The 13,573-nt window shown below is 52.5% G+C and carries 15 protein-coding genes; 14 read left to right on the top strand and 1 reads right to left on the bottom strand.

Features of this window, described 5'->3' with window-relative positions; translation table 11 throughout:
- The 10 genes from agaW to FFT88_RS16275 all read left to right on the top strand — a co-directional run bounded on the left by agaW (position 1) and on the right by FFT88_RS16275 (position 8,816).
- On the top strand, positions 1–780 hold the full coding sequence (agaW, locus tag FFT88_RS16320; RefSeq protein ID WP_000406214.1) for a PTS N-acetylgalactosamine transporter subunit IIC: 780 nt from the start codon (positions 1–3) through the stop codon (positions 778–780).
- Positions 770–1,648: a PTS N-acetylgalactosamine transporter subunit IID gene (gene agaE, locus FFT88_RS16315; protein WP_001295548.1), complete on the top strand. Its 879-nt coding sequence runs from the start codon at positions 770–772 to the stop codon at positions 1,646–1,648. Before agaW ends, agaE begins: the two co-directional genes overlap by 11 nt.
- Before the next feature lie 17 nt (positions 1,649–1,665).
- On the top strand, positions 1,666–2,100 hold the full coding sequence (agaF, locus tag FFT88_RS16310) for a PTS galactosamine/N-acetylgalactosamine transporter subunit IIA (protein WP_000948824.1): 435 nt from the start codon (positions 1,666–1,668) through the stop codon (positions 2,098–2,100).
- Complete coding sequence (gene nagA, locus FFT88_RS16305) at positions 2,097–3,230, top strand: N-acetylglucosamine-6-phosphate deacetylase (protein ID WP_135403907.1); 1,134 nt, start codon at positions 2,097–2,099, stop codon at positions 3,228–3,230. Before agaF ends, nagA begins: the two co-directional genes overlap by 4 nt.
- 350 nt (positions 3,231–3,580) lie before the next feature.
- A complete protein-coding gene (locus tag FFT88_RS16300; RefSeq protein ID WP_135403906.1) occupies positions 3,581–4,735 on the top strand; it encodes an AgaS family sugar isomerase in 1,155 nt (384 codons plus the stop codon).
- Positions 4,736–4,747: 12 nt separating this feature from the next.
- Positions 4,748–5,608, top strand: a complete 861-nt coding sequence (gene kbaY / locus FFT88_RS16295) for a tagatose-bisphosphate aldolase subunit KbaY (protein WP_135403905.1) — start codon at positions 4,748–4,750, stop codon at positions 5,606–5,608.
- 166 nt (positions 5,609–5,774) lie between these two features.
- Positions 5,775–6,251: a PTS galactosamine transporter subunit IIB gene (agaB, locus tag FFT88_RS16290; RefSeq protein WP_135403904.1), complete on the top strand. Its 477-nt coding sequence runs from the start codon at positions 5,775–5,777 to the stop codon at positions 6,249–6,251.
- Between the two features lie 38 nt (positions 6,252–6,289).
- Positions 6,290–7,093 carry a PTS galactosamine transporter subunit IIC gene (gene agaC / locus FFT88_RS16285; RefSeq protein WP_130204632.1) on the top strand — a complete coding sequence of 268 codons (804 nt, stop codon included), beginning with the start codon at positions 6,290–6,292 and terminating at the stop codon, positions 7,091–7,093.
- Positions 7,083–7,874 (top strand): PTS galactosamine transporter subunit IID, encoded by a 792-nt coding sequence (agaD, locus tag FFT88_RS16280; RefSeq protein WP_130204630.1) that lies wholly within the window; start codon positions 7,083–7,085, stop codon positions 7,872–7,874. The genes agaC and agaD overlap by 11 nt, the downstream gene beginning before the upstream one ends.
- Before the next feature lie 174 nt (positions 7,875–8,048).
- Positions 8,049–8,816 (top strand): galactosamine-6-phosphate isomerase, encoded by a 768-nt coding sequence (locus tag FFT88_RS16275; RefSeq protein ID WP_130219255.1) that lies wholly within the window; start codon positions 8,049–8,051, stop codon positions 8,814–8,816.
- Positions 8,817–8,870: 54 nt separating this feature from the next.
- On the opposite strand, the gene rsmI is transcribed toward FFT88_RS16275, so the two are convergent.
- A complete protein-coding gene (gene rsmI, locus FFT88_RS16270) occupies positions 8,871–9,734 on the bottom strand; it encodes a 16S rRNA (cytidine(1402)-2'-O)-methyltransferase (protein WP_135403903.1) in 864 nt (287 codons plus the stop codon).
- A gap of 64 nt (positions 9,735–9,798) precedes the next feature.
- On the opposite strand from rsmI, the gene lpoA reads away from it, so the two are divergent.
- From lpoA to dolP, 4 genes are read left to right on the top strand one after another with little or no spacing between them, the layout of a single operon-like run.
- Entirely contained in the window at positions 9,799–11,835 is a 2,037-nt protein-coding gene (gene lpoA, locus FFT88_RS16265; protein WP_135403902.1) for a penicillin-binding protein activator LpoA, read from the top strand.
- The gene (locus tag FFT88_RS16260) at positions 11,793–12,188 is read left to right on the top strand and encodes a YraN family protein (RefSeq protein WP_135403901.1); all 396 of its coding nucleotides are present in this window, start codon (positions 11,793–11,795) and stop codon (positions 12,186–12,188) included. The genes lpoA and FFT88_RS16260 overlap by 43 nt, the downstream gene beginning before the upstream one ends.
- 19 nt (positions 12,189–12,207) lie before the next feature.
- Positions 12,208–12,798, top strand: coding sequence for a DnaA initiator-associating protein DiaA (diaA, locus tag FFT88_RS16255; RefSeq protein ID WP_001158034.1), 591 nt, complete (start codon positions 12,208–12,210; stop codon positions 12,796–12,798).
- Positions 12,799–12,807: 9 nt separating this feature from the next.
- A complete protein-coding gene (dolP, locus tag FFT88_RS16250) occupies positions 12,808–13,383 on the top strand; it encodes a division/outer membrane stress-associated lipid-binding lipoprotein (RefSeq protein WP_000646037.1) in 576 nt (191 codons plus the stop codon).
- Positions 13,384–13,573 lie beyond the last annotated feature (190 nt).

The following is a 13,573-nucleotide window of genomic DNA, read 5'->3' as shown; positions in this document are numbered from 1 at the left end:
ATGGAAATCAGTCTGTTGCAGGCATTTGCGTTGGGCATTATCGCCTTTATCGCTGGCCTGGATATGTTTAACGGCCTAACCCATATGCACCGCCCGGTGGTCCTCGGCCCGTTGGTCGGGCTGGTACTTGGCGATCTGCATACCGGTATTTTAACCGGCGGTACGCTGGAACTGGTGTGGATGGGGCTGGCCCCTCTGGCGGGCGCACAGCCGCCTAACGTGATTATCGGTACTATCGTCGGCACGGCGTTTGCCATTACTACTGGCGTGAAACCCGATGTCGCGGTCGGTGTCGCCGTACCTTTCGCTGTCGCAGTACAGATGGGGATTACCTTCCTGTTCTCGGTGATGTCTGGCGTAATGTCCCGCTGTGACCGGATGGCAGAGAACGCCGATACACGCGGTATTGAACGCGTGAACTATCTGGCACTGCTGGCACTCGGCACTTTCTATTTTCTCTGCGCTTTCCTGCCTATCTACTTCGGTGCGGAACATGCAAAAACCATCATTGATGTCCTGCCGCAACGATTAATCGACGGCCTCGGCGTCGCGGGCGGCATCATGCCAGCAATCGGTTTTGCCGTGCTGCTGAAAATCATGATGAAAAACGTCTACATCCCCTACTTCATCCTGGGCTTTGTTGCCGCAGCCTGGCTCAAGTTACCGGTGCTGGCTATTGCTGCCGCCGCGCTGGCGATGGCGCTGATCGACCTGCTGCGTAAATCTCCTGAACCGACTCAACCTGCGGCACAGAAAGAGGAATTTGAAGATGGCATCTAATCAAACCACCCTGCCGAACGTCAGTGAAAACGAAGAAACATTGCTGACTGGCGTCAATGAAAACGTGTATGAAGATCAGAGCATTGGCGCGGAGCTGACGAAAAAAGATATCAACCGCGTCGCCTGGCGTTCCATGCTGTTGCAGGCTTCTTTTAACTACGAACGTATGCAGGCTTCCGGTTGGCTGTACGGTCTGCTGCCAGCACTGAAAAAGATCCACACTAATAAACGTGACCTGGCGCGCGCCATGAAGGGGCATATGGGTTTCTTCAATACCCATCCGTTTCTGGTGACGTTTGTTATCGGCATTATCCTTGCGATGGAGCGTTCTAAGCAGGATGTAAACAGTATTCAGAGCACCAAAATTGCCGTCGGTGCGCCGCTCGGCGGGATTGGCGATGCGATGTTCTGGCTAACGCTACTGCCAATTTGTGGCGGGATAGGTGCAAGCCTCGCGCTACAAGGCTCTATTCTCGGCGCAGTCGTATTTATTGTGCTGTTCAACGTGGTGCATCTTGGTTTGCGTTTTGGTCTTGCGCATTACGCGTATCGAATGGGCGTCGCAGCGATCCCGCTGATTAAAGCGAATACCAAAAAAGTCGGCCATGCAGCGTCTATCGTTGGGATGACGGTAATCGGTGCGCTGGTGGCAACCTATGTTCGCTTAAGTACCACGCTGGAAATCACGGCGGGCGACGCAGTGGTTAAGTTACAGGCTGATGTTATCGACAAACTGATGCCTGCCTTCTTACCACTGGTCTACACCCTGACCATGTTCTGGCTGGTACGCCGCGGCTGGAGTCCGCTGCGCCTGATTGCGGTGACCGTGGTTCTCGGCATCGTCGGTAAATTCTGTCATTTCCTTTAAATACAATGAGGTATTAGATGTTAAGTATTATTTTGACAGGGCATGGCGGATTTGCCAGCGGCATGGAAAAAGCAATGAAGCAAATCCTCGGCGAGCAATCGCAGTTTATTGCCATCGATTTTCCCGAAACCTCAAGCACCGCGCTGCTTACATCGCAGCTTGAAGAGGCCATTGCCCAACTGGATTGTGAAGACGGCATTGTTTTTCTGACGGATTTGCTGGGCGGCACGCCGTTTCGCGTGGCTTCAACGCTGGCGATGCAAAAACCGGGCTGTGAAGTGATCACAGGGACCAATTTACAACTGCTACTGGAGATGGTGCTGGAGCGCGAAGGATTAAGCGGTGAAGAATTCCGTGTGCAGGCGCTGGAGTGTGGACATCGTGGGCTGACCAGTCTGGTGGACGAGTTAGGCCGCTGCCATGAGGAATGTCCGGTCGAGGAAGGAATATGACACACGTTCTGCGCGCCAGAAGGCTGCTGACTGAAGAGGGCTGGCTTGATGATCATCAGCTGCGCATTGCTGACGGTGTGATCGCGGCAATCGAACCGATTCCACCAGGCGTGACTGAACGCAATGCGGAACTGCTCTGCCCCGCTTACATCGACACCCATGTGCACGGCGGCGCGGGCGTTGATGTGATGGATGACGCACCGGATGCTCTCGACAAGCTGGCAATGCACAAAGCGCGCGAAGGTGTCGGCAGTTGGTTGCCGACTACCGTAACCGCGCCGCTTAATGCCATTCATGCGACGCTGGCGCGTATTGCTCAACGTTGCCAACGCGGCGGACCTGGTGCGCAAGTGCTGGGAAGTTATCTCGAAGGACCGTACTTCACGCCGCAGAATAAAGGCGCACATCCGCCGGATCTGTTCTGCGAGCTGGAAATTACCGAGCTGGATCAATTGATTACCGTTTCTCAGCACACTTTGCGCGTGGTGGCACTGGCACCGGAAAAAGAAGGGGCATTGCAGGCCATCCGCCATCTTAAACAGCAAAACGTACGGGTGATGCTGGGACATAGCGCAGCAACCTGGCAACAAACCTGCGCTGCGTTTGATGCTGGAGCAGACGGCCTGGTACATTGCTATAACGGGATGACGGGTTTACATCACCACGAACCGGGAATGGTTGGCGCGGGATTAACAGACAAGCGCGCCTGGCTGGAACTGATAGCCGATGGGCATCATGTACATCCGGCGGCGATGTCGCTGTGTTGTTGCTGTGCGAAAGAGAGAATCGTGCTGATCACCGACGCGATGCAGGCAGCCGGGATGCCGGATGGTCGCTATACGTTATGTGGTGAAGAAGTGCAGATGCACGGTGGCGTTGTCCGTACCGCGTCCGGTGGGCTGGCGGGCAGTACGCTGTCTGTCGATGCGGCAGTGCGCAATATGGTCGAGTTGACGGGCGTAACGCCTGCGGAAGCCATCCATATGGCGTCGCTGCATCCGGCGCGAATGCTGGGTGTTGATGGTGTTCTGGGATCGCTTAAACCGGGCAAACGCGCCAGCGTCGTTGCGCTGGATAGCGGGCTGCATGTGCAACAAATCTGGATTCAGGGTCAATTAGCTTCGTTTTAATTGTTTGCTCCGTTATTGGGCCTTCACTTCCCCCGTAAGGCCTTTCTTTTTCTTTCGTTTTGATCTGAGCAGTGGTGTCGGATGCGACGCTGACGCGTCTTATCCGACCTACAGTTGGTGACCGTAAGGCCGGATAAAGCGTTTACGCCGCATCCGGAAATCCCTTTTGCTTCCCTTATCTTTTCTTTCAACGATCACAGATTTCGTTTTATTTCCTTTTTCTCCATTGAACTTTCAGTTTCTTTTCTATAGATTTTAATCAACGAAAGAAATCACCAAGTGAAATGAAACGAAAGGCAAGCGAAAGCTACCACGCCGGAAGTCAAGTTCATCAGACTAAGGATTGAGTTATGTCAGAAAATTACACCCCTGCTGCCGCGACCACCGGTACATGGACCGAAGAAGAGATCCGTCATCAGCCTCGCGCATGGATCCGTTCCCTCACCAACATCGACGCGTTACGTTCCGCGCTCAGTAACTTCCTTGAACCGTTACTGCGCAAAGAGAATCTGCGGGTAATCCTGACCGGAGCCGGAACCTCGGCATTTATCGGTGACATCATCGCGCCGTGGCTCGCCAGCCATACCGGTAAAAACTTCAGCGCCGTACCAACCACCGATCTGGTCACTAATCCGATGGACTACCTGAACCCAGCTCATCCGCTGCTGTTGATCTCCTTCGGGCGTTCCGGCAACAGCCCGGAAAGCGTTGCCGCCGTGGAACTGGCGAATCAGTTTGTACCCGAGTGCTATCACCTGCCGATCACCTGCAACGAAGCGGGCGATCTTTACCAAAACGCGATCAACAGCGACAACGCGTTTGCCCTGCTGATGCCCGCAGAAACACACGATCGCGGCTTTGCGATGACCAGCAGCATTACCACCATGATGGCCAGCTGCCTCGCGGTTTTCGCACCTGAGACGATCAACAGCCAGAGCTTCCGCGATGTGGCGGATCGTTGCCAGGCGATCCTGACCTCACTGGGCGATTTCAGCGAAGGTGTGTTTGGTTACGCACCGTGGAAACGGATCGTTTATCTCGGTAGCGGTGGCTTACAGGGCGCAGCACGCGAGTCGGCGCTGAAAGTGCTGGAACTAACGGCGGGTAAACTGGCGGCCTTTTATGATTCCCCGACCGGATTCCGTCATGGCCCGAAATCGCTGGTCGATAACGAAACGCTGGTGGTGGTATTTGTCTCAAGCCACCCTTACACCCGTCAGTATGATCTTGATCTGCTGGCAGAACTCCGCCGTGACAACCAGGCAATGCGCGTAATCGCCATCGCCGCGGAAAGCACCGACGTTATCGCCGCTGGCCCGCATATCATCCTGCCGCCATCCCGTCACTTTATCGACGTTGAACAGGCATTTTGCTTCCTGATGTACGCCCAGACGTTTGCACTCATGCAGTCATTGCACATGGGCAATACGCCGGATACCCCATCAGCCAGTGGCACCGTAAACCGCGTGGTGCAAGGCGTAATCATTCATCCGTGGCAGGCATAAGAGGATCGCATTATGAGCATTATCTCCACCAAATATCTGTTACAGGACGCCCAGGCCAATGGCTACGCGGTGCCAGCCTTTAACATTCATAACGCCGAGACGATCCAGGCGATCCTCGAAGTATGTAGCGAAATGCGATCGCCAGTGATCCTCGCCGGGACGCCGGGGACCTTTAAACATATTGCGCTGGAAGAGATTTACGCTCTGTGTAGCGCCTATTCCACAACCTACAACATGCCGCTGGCGCTGCATCTCGACCACCACGAATCACTCGATGATATTCGCCGAAAAGTCCACGCAGGCGTACGCAGTGCGATGATCGACGGCAGCCACTTCCCGTTTGCCGAGAACGTGAAGCTGGTGAAATCAGTGGTCGATTTCTGTCACTCGCAGGATTGCAGCGTGGAAGCAGAACTGGGCCGTCTGGGCGGTGTTGAAGATGACATGAGCGTCGACGCCGAAAGCGCGTTCCTGACCGACCCACAAGAAGCCAGACGCTTTGTCGAACTGACTGGCGTCGACAGCCTGGCGGTAGCGATCGGTACGGCGCATGGCTTGTACAGGAAAATACCAAAAATTGATTTCCAACGGCTGGCGGAAATTCGTGAAATGGTAGACATCCCTCTGGTACTGCATGGCGCCAGCGATGTCCCTGATGAATTTGTTCGCTGGACGATTAAACTGGGTGTGACGAAAGTTAATGTCGCCACGGAATTAAAAATTGCCTTCGCAGGTGCGGTAAAAGCCTGGTTCGCGGAAAATCCGCAGGGTAATGATCCTCGTTATTATATGCGCGTCGGTATGGATGCGATGAAAGAAGTTGTCAGAAATAAAATTAATGTCTGTGGTTCAGCGAATCGAATTTCCGCGTAATCATTAATTTTATACGATTTTTCAGAATGCACTGCCCGATTAATATCGGGTAGTGCCTTAACGGCAAAGGAGATAACTAAACCTTAATAAATACATCAGTACAATATCGCAACAATAATATATTTAAAAAGATTATATTATTCAACTTTATGGTGAGGATGACACAATGAGCAGTCCAAATATTCTCTTAACCCGTATTGATAACCGTCTGGTTCATGGCCAGGTTGGCGTGACCTGGACATCCACTATCGGTGCGAATCTGCTGGTGGTCGTGGATGATGTCGTCGCGAACGATGATATTCAACAGAAATTGATGGGGATTACCGCGGAAACCTACGGCTTTGGCATTCGTTTCTTTACTATCGAAAAAACCATTAATGTTATCGGAAAAGCTGCGCCGCATCAGAAAATCTTCCTGATTTGCCGTACGCCACAAACGGTACGTAAATTGGTAGAAGGTGGTATTGACCTGAAAGATGTCAACGTCGGTAATATGCATTTCTCGGAAGGGAAAAAGCAAATCAGCAGTAAAGTGTATGTCGATTATCAAGATCTCACGGACTTACATTTTATTAAACAACGCGGCGTGAATATTTTTATCCAGGACGTCCCCGGCGATCAAAAAGAACAAATTCCTGACTAAATCTAAAATCGCCTTAATATTGGTTTGAGGTAATAAAAATGCATGAAATAACCCTAATTCAGGGGCTATCCCTGGCGGCGTTAGTTTTCGTTCTGGGGATTGATTTTTGGCTGGAAGCCTTATTTTTATTCCGCCCGATAATCGTTTGTACCCTCACTGGCGCTATTCTCGGTGATATTCAGACTGGCTTAATTACCGGTGGTCTGACAGAGCTGGCTTTCGCCGGATTAACCCCTGCCGGTGGTGTTCAGCCGCCCAACCCGATTATGGCGGGGCTGATGACCACTGTCATTGCATGGTCTACGGGCGTTGATGCCAAAACGGCAATTGGTCTTGGCCTGCCATTTAGTTTGTTAATGCAGTACGTCATTCTGTTCTTCTATTCCGCTTTCTCATTATTTATGACCAAAGCCGATAAATGCGCGAAAGAGGCGGATACAGCAGCGTTTTCCCGACTTAACTGGACAACGATGCTCATCGTCGCTTTAGCGTATGCGGTGATTGCTTTCCTCTGTACTTACCTGGCGCAGGGCGCGATGCAGGCGCTGGTGAAGGCGATGCCCGCCTGGCTGACCCACGGCTTTGAAGTGGCTGGCGGCATTCTACCTGCCGTTGGTTTTGGCTTGCTGCTGCGCGTGATGTTCAAAGCGCAATATATCCCTTACCTGATCGCTGGTTTCCTGTTTGTTTGCTACATCCAGGTCAGCAACCTGTTGCCGGTTGCCGTGCTGGGCGCAGGCTTTGCGGTGTATGAGTTTTTCAATGCGAAATCCCGGCAGCAAGCGCAACCGCAGCCCGTTGCCAGTAAAAATGAAGAAGAGGACTACAGCAATGGGATCTGAAATCAGTAAAAAAGATATCACCCGTCTGGGCTTTCGTTCGTCGCTGCTGCAAGCGAGCTTTAACTACGAAAGGATGCAGGCGGGCGGTTTTACTTGGGCGATGTTGCCGATCCTGAAAAAGATTTATAAGGACGACAAACCGGGCTTAAGCGCGGCGATGAAAGATAACCTCGAATTTATTAATACCCATCCGAATCTGGTCGGATTCCTGATGGGATTGTTAATTTCGATGGAAGAGAAAGGGGAAAACCGCGACACCATTAAAGGCCTCAAAGTGGCGCTGTTCGGCCCAATCGCCGGAATTGGCGATGCGATTTTCTGGTTCACTTTGTTGCCGATTATGGCGGGAATTTGCTCATCATTTGCCAGCCAGGGAAACCTGCTGGGGCCGATTCTGTTCTTCGCCGTGTACCTGATTATCTTTTTCCTCCGCGTCGGCTGGACCCACGTTGGTTATTCGGTCGGCGTAAAGGCTATCGATAAAGTTAGAGAAAACTCGCAGATGATCGCCCGTTCGGCAACCATCCTCGGGATCACGGTAATTGGCGGGCTGATCGCTTCATATGTGCATATTAACGTGGTGACGTCGTTTGCTATCGACAGTACCCACAGCGTCGCTCTGCAACAGGATTTCTTCGATAAAGTCTTCCCGAATATTTTGCCGATGGCTTATACCCTGCTGATGTATTACTTCCTACGGGTGAAAAAAGCGCATCCGGTGCTGTTAATCGGCGTGACTTTTGTGCTTTCCATCGTTTGTTCCGCCTTCGGCATTTTATAAATAAAACGAGGCACTGCGTCTGGCGGTGCCTCAGATTGTTAACAAAGATCGCTTTGTTCATGCCGGATGCGGCGTTACCGCCTTATCCGGCCTACAAAATCATGCAAATTCAATACATTGCAGAAACGATGTAGGCCTGATAAGCGTAGCGCATCAGGCAATTTTGCGTTTGCCATCGGTTTGAGCATCGCACCTGACGGAGCCTCTTTACTTAAGGAATTTCATCCTGTGCAAATCCTTCAGCAAGTTGAAAACTATACGGCGTTAAGTGAACGCGCCAGCGAATATTTATTGGGTGTGATTCGTAGTAAACCGAACGCCGTGATCTGCCTGGCGACCGGAGCCACGCCATTACTGACGTATTATTATCTGGTGGAAAAAATCCACCAGCAGCACGTTGATGTCAGCCAACTTACCTTCGTCAAGCTCGACGAATGGGTGGATCTGCCATTAACCCTGCCCGGCACCTGCGAAACCTTCCTTCAGCAACATATCGTGCAGCCGCTGGGGCTACGTGAAGACCAGCTCATCAGCTTTCGCTCTGAAGATATTAACGAGACGGAGTGTGAGCGGGTGACAAACCTGATTGCGCTTAAAGGTGGTATCGATTTGTGCGTGCTTGGGCTGGGGAAAAACGGTCATCTGGGGCTGAACGAGCCGGGAGAAAGCCTGCAACCGGCCTGCCATATCAGCCAACTTGATGCCAGAACGCAGCAACATGAAATGTTAATAACCGCGGGTCGCCCCGTAACCCGGGGGATCACCTTAGGACTGAAGGATATTCTCAATGCCCGCGAAGTTTTGCTACTGGTGACTGGCGAAGGAAAGCAGGATGCAACAGCGCGTTTTCTCACGGCTAAAGTCTCCACCGCTATCCCGGCTTCGTTTTTATGGCTGCATAACCATTTCACATGCGTGATTGATGAGATGTGTCGTCGTTAACTCGCCTGGTACAGGCGTTGTAGCTCTATTCCTGCTGCGACGCCTGTAATCAAATCACTCCCCCTGTTGCTCCAGCGCATACTTATACAGAGCATTTTTCTTCACGCCGTGAATCTCTGCCGCCAGCGCCGCCGCTTTCTTCAGCGGAAGCTCGGCCTGTAACAGCGCCAGCGTGCGCAGCGCATCTGCGGGTAAGTCGTCTTCCTGCGCCTTATGGCCTTCGATAATCAGCACCATTTCGCCTTTGCGGCGATTTTCATCTTCCTTTACCCACGCCAGCAGCTCGCCAACGGGCGCGCCGTGAATGGTTTCCCAGGTTTTGGTGAGCTCACGTGCCAGCACCACGTAGCGCGATTCGCCTAATACCGCAACGATATCTTCAAGGCTATCTAGCAGACGGTGGGTCGATTCATAAAAAATCAGCGTACGTGGTTCCGCTTCAATGGCTTTCAACGCATCGCGGCGGCCTTTTGATTTGGCAGGCAGGAAGCCTTCATAACAAAAACGATCTGATGGTAAACCCGCGGCGCTTAACGCAGTGATGGCAGCACATGGCCCCGGTAGTGGCACTATGCGAATCCCCGCTTCACGGCAGGTTCGCACCAGATGGTAGCCCGGATCGTTTATCAGCGGCGTCCCGGCATCGGAAACCAGCGCAATGTTTTGCCCTTCCTGTAGCTTCGCCAGCAGCGTTTCGGCTTTTTGTTGTTCATTATGGTCATGAAGCGCGAACAACCGGGCGTTTATGCCAAAATGTTGCAGCAGTAAACCGGTATGACGGGTATCCTCGGCAGCAATCAGATCAACAGCCTGCAATACCTCAAGCGCACGCTGGGTAATGTCCGTCAGATTACCGATTGGCGTAGGTACAATATAGAGCTGGCCTTGAGAATTATCCGCCGATTGGTGTTGTTTCATTGTGTCGTCCGTATTGCCGATTTAATATTGAGCATTGCGTAAAAAAAATATCACTGGATACATTATGGTACCCTCAACATTTTCTCGTTTGAAAGCCGCGCGTTGTCTGCCTGTTGTTCTGGCAGCCCTGATTTTCGCCGGTTGTGGCACCCATACCCCCGATCAGTCCACTGCCTACATGCAGGGGACGGCGCAGGCCGATTCTGCCTTTTATCTACAGCAGATGCAGCAAAGCTCTGATGATACCAGGATCAACTGGCAATTACTCGCCATTCGTGCACTGGTGAAAGAAGGCAAAACCGGGCAAGCGGTGGAATTGTTTAATCAGCTACCGCAAGAACTAAACGATACCCAGCGTCGCGAGAAAACGCTGCTGGCGGTAGAAATCAAGCTGGCGCAAAAAGATTTTACTGGCGCACAGACCTTGTTAGCAAAAATCACGCCGACCGATTTAGAACAAAACCAGCAAGCGCGCTACTGGCAGGCGAAAATCGATGCCAGCCAGGGACGTCCTTCCATTGAATTACTGCGTGCGTTAGTCGCCCAGGAACCTCTGCTCGGCGCGAAGGAAAAGCAACAGAATATTGACGCTACCTGGCAGGCGCTATCGTCCATGACCCAACAGCAGGCGAATACGCTGGTAATTAACGCCGACGAAAATATCCTGCAAGGCTGGCTGGATCTGCAACGCGTCTGGTTTGATAACCGTAACGATCCCAACATGATGAAAGCCGGGATCGCCGACTGGCAAAAACGTTATCCGAACAACCCGGGCGCGAAAATGCTGCCAACACAGTTGGTAAACGTAAAAGCGTTCAAACCAGCGTCAACCAATAAAATCGCCCTGCTGCTGCCGTTGAATGGTCAGGCTGCGGTATTTGGTCGCACAATTCAGCAAGGCTTTGAAGCGGCGAAAAACATTGGCACTCAGCCAGTGGCGGCTCAGGTAGCTGCCGCACCTGCCGCTGACGTAACAGAACAACCTCAGCCGCAAACCGTGGATGGCGTTGCCAGCCCGGCACAAGCCTCGGTTAGCGATCTAACGGGTGAAGAAACCGCAGCACAGCCGGTGCCTGTAAGCGCCCCTGCGGCAAGTACTGCGGCGGTAAGCACGCCAGCGAATCCAGCCGCAGAACTGAAAATCTACGATACCTCTTCACAACCGCTTAGCCAGATCTTAAGCCAGGTTCAGCAAGACGGCGCGAGCATTGTGGTCGGTCCGCTGCTGAAAAATAATGTTGAAGAGTTGCTGAAGAGCAACACGCCACTGAACGTTCTGGCGCTGAATCAGCCGGAAAATATCGAAAACCGCGCTAATATCTGTTACTTCGCGCTATCGCCGGAAGATGAAGCACGCGATGCGGCACGTCATATTCGTGACCAGGGGAAACAGGCGCCGCTGGTACTGATCCCGCGCAGTTCGCTTGGCGACCGCGTAGCAAACGCCTTCGCGCAAGAGTGGCAGAAATTGGGTGGCGGCACCGTTCTGCAACAAAAATTTGGTTCCATCAGCGAATTACGCGCGGGCGTGAACGGCGGCTCCGGCATCGCCTTAACGGGTAGCCCGATTACCCCCAGAGCGACAACCGATTCCGGCATGACCACAAACAATCCGACGCTGCAAACCACACCAACCGATGACCAGTTCACTAATAACGGTGGTCGTGTCGACGCGGTCTATATTGTGGCAACGCCGGGCGAAATCGCTTTCGTCAAACCGATGATCGCCATGCGTAACGGCAGCCATAGCGGCGCAACGCTGTACGCCAGTTCCCGCAGCGCACAAGGCTCTGCTGGCCCTGATTTCCGACTTGAGATGGAAGGATTACAGTACAGCGAGATCCCGATGCTGGCAGGCGGTAATCTACCGTTAATGCAGCAGGCACTAAGCGCAGTGAATAACGATTATTCGCTGGCTCGCATGTATGCAATGGGTGTTGATGCATGGTCGCTGGCAAATCATTTCTCACAAATGCGCCAGGTTCAGGGTTTTGAAATCAACGGTAATACCGGAGGTCTGACGGCTAACCCGGATTGCGTGATTAACAGGAAGTTATCATGGCTACAGTACCAACAAGGTCAGGTAGTCCCCGCCAGTTAACCACTAAACAGACCGGCGATGCGTGGGAAGCGCAAGCGCGTCGCTGGCTGGAAGGCAAAGGACTGCGGTTTATCGCCGCTAACGTGAACGAGCGTGGCGGCGAGATCGATCTGATAATGCGTGAAGGCCAGACCACCGTTTTTGTCGAAGTGCGCTACCGCCGCTCTGCCCTATACGGCGGCGCGGTAGCCAGTGTGACCCGCAGCAAACAACACAAATTATTACAGACTGCCCGCTTGTGGCTCGCGCGTCATAATGGGAGTTTTGATACTGTGGATTGCCGGTTCGATGTGGTAGCCTTCACCGGGAATGAGGTTGAGTGGATTAAGGATGCCTTTAATGGCCACTCATAATTAAGGTTTAAGGATTAGCGTGCAAGAAAGAATTAAAGCTTGCTTCACTGAAAGCATTCAAACTCAAATTGCGGCGGCAGAGGCGCTTCCGGATGCCATCTCCCGTGCAGCCATGACGCTGGTTCAGTCTCTGCTCAATGGCAACAAAATCCTCTGTTGTGGTAATGGAACCTCCGCTGCCAACGCACAGCATTTTGCTGCCAGCATGATCAACCGTTTCGAAACGGAGCGGCCCAGCCTACCTGCCATTGCACTAAATACTGATAATGTTGTCTTAACGGCGATTGCCAACGATCGCTTACATGATGAAGTGTATGCAAAACAGGTGCGGGCGCTGGGTCATGCGGGAGATGTATTGTTAGCCATTTCTACCCGTGGCAACAGCCGCGATATTGTAAAAGCGGTAGAAGCTGCCGTTACGCGTGATATGACCATTGTGGCATTAACCGGCTATGACGGCGGCGAACTTGCAGGTTTGTTAGGGCCACAGGATGTGGAGATCCGCATTCCTTCGCATCGTAGTGCTCGCATTCAGGAAATGCATATGCTGACGGTAAATTGCCTGTGCGATCTGATCGATAACACGCTTTTCCCTCACCAGGATGATTAAGGAGAATACATGAAGGCATTATCGCCAATCGCAGTCCTTATTTCCGCGCTGCTGTTGCAAGGTTGTGTTGCCGCTGCCGTAGTGGGTACCGCTGCTGTGGGTACCAAAGCCGCAACTGACCCACGCAGTGTCGGTACCCAGGTGGACGATGGTACTCTGGAAGTGCGCGTGAACAGCGCATTGTCGAAAGACGAACAGATTAAGAAAGAAGCGCGCATTAATGTAACGGCCTATCAGGGCAAAGTGCTGCTGGTTGGGCAGTCACCAAACTCTGAACTTTCGGCTCGCGCCAAACAGATTGCTATGGGCGTAGATGGCGCGAATGAAGTGTATAACGAGATTCGTCAGGGCCAGCCGATTGGTCTGGGCGAAGCGTCTAACGATACGTGGATCACCACCAAAGTGCGTTCGCAGCTCTTAACCAGCGATCTGGTGAAATCGTCCAACGTGAAAGTGACCACCGAAAATGGTGAAGTGTTCCTGATGGGGCTGGTGACTGAACGTGAAGCGAAAGCAGCGGCAGATATTGCCAGCCGGGTGAGCGGCGTGAAGCGTGTGACCACGGCGTTTACGTTTATTAAATAGCAGCCCCTTGTAATGCCTGATGCGACGCTTGCCGCGTCTTATCAGGCCTACAACGATGCAAAACGTAGGTCAGATAAGGCGTTTACGCCGCATCTGACTGCCGTTGCCTGATGCGACGCTTGCCGCGTCTTATCAGGCCTACAACGACACAAAACGTAGGTCAGATAAGGCGTTTACGCCGCATCCGACT

The organism is Escherichia sp. E4930, from assembly GCF_005845405.1.
In the GTDB taxonomy this organism is placed as follows: domain Bacteria; phylum Pseudomonadota; class Gammaproteobacteria; order Enterobacterales; family Enterobacteriaceae; genus Escherichia.
This window is presented reverse-complemented; position numbering and strand designations above follow the sequence as displayed.

What these genes read in the sequence shown, in the direction of transcription:
- agaW (WP_000406214.1), top strand. Translation starts at nt 1, where the DNA reads ATGGAAATCAGTCTGTTGCAGGCATTTGCGTTGGGCATTATCGCCTTT.
- agaE (WP_001295548.1), top strand. Translation starts at nt 770, where the DNA reads ATGGCATCTAATCAAACCACCCTGCCGAACGTCAGTGAAAACGAAGAA.
- agaF (WP_000948824.1), top strand. Translation starts at nt 1,666, where the DNA reads ATGTTAAGTATTATTTTGACAGGGCATGGCGGATTTGCCAGCGGCATG.
- nagA (WP_135403907.1), top strand. Translation starts at nt 2,097, where the DNA reads ATGACACACGTTCTGCGCGCCAGAAGGCTGCTGACTGAAGAGGGCTGG.
- FFT88_RS16300 (WP_135403906.1), top strand. Translation starts at nt 3,581, where the DNA reads ATGTCAGAAAATTACACCCCTGCTGCCGCGACCACCGGTACATGGACC.
- kbaY (WP_135403905.1), top strand. Translation starts at nt 4,748, where the DNA reads ATGAGCATTATCTCCACCAAATATCTGTTACAGGACGCCCAGGCCAAT.
- agaB (WP_135403904.1), top strand. Translation starts at nt 5,775, where the DNA reads ATGAGCAGTCCAAATATTCTCTTAACCCGTATTGATAACCGTCTGGTT.
- agaC (WP_130204632.1), top strand. Translation starts at nt 6,290, where the DNA reads ATGCATGAAATAACCCTAATTCAGGGGCTATCCCTGGCGGCGTTAGTT.
- agaD (WP_130204630.1), top strand. Translation starts at nt 7,083, where the DNA reads ATGGGATCTGAAATCAGTAAAAAAGATATCACCCGTCTGGGCTTTCGT.
- rsmI (WP_135403903.1), bottom strand. Translation starts at nt 9,734, where the DNA reads ATGAAACAACACCAATCGGCGGATAATTCTCAAGGCCAGCTCTATATT.
- lpoA (WP_135403902.1), top strand. Translation starts at nt 9,799, where the DNA reads ATGGTACCCTCAACATTTTCTCGTTTGAAAGCCGCGCGTTGTCTGCCT.
- FFT88_RS16260 (WP_135403901.1), top strand. Translation starts at nt 11,793, where the DNA reads ATGGCTACAGTACCAACAAGGTCAGGTAGTCCCCGCCAGTTAACCACT.
- dolP (WP_000646037.1), top strand. Translation starts at nt 12,808, where the DNA reads ATGAAGGCATTATCGCCAATCGCAGTCCTTATTTCCGCGCTGCTGTTG.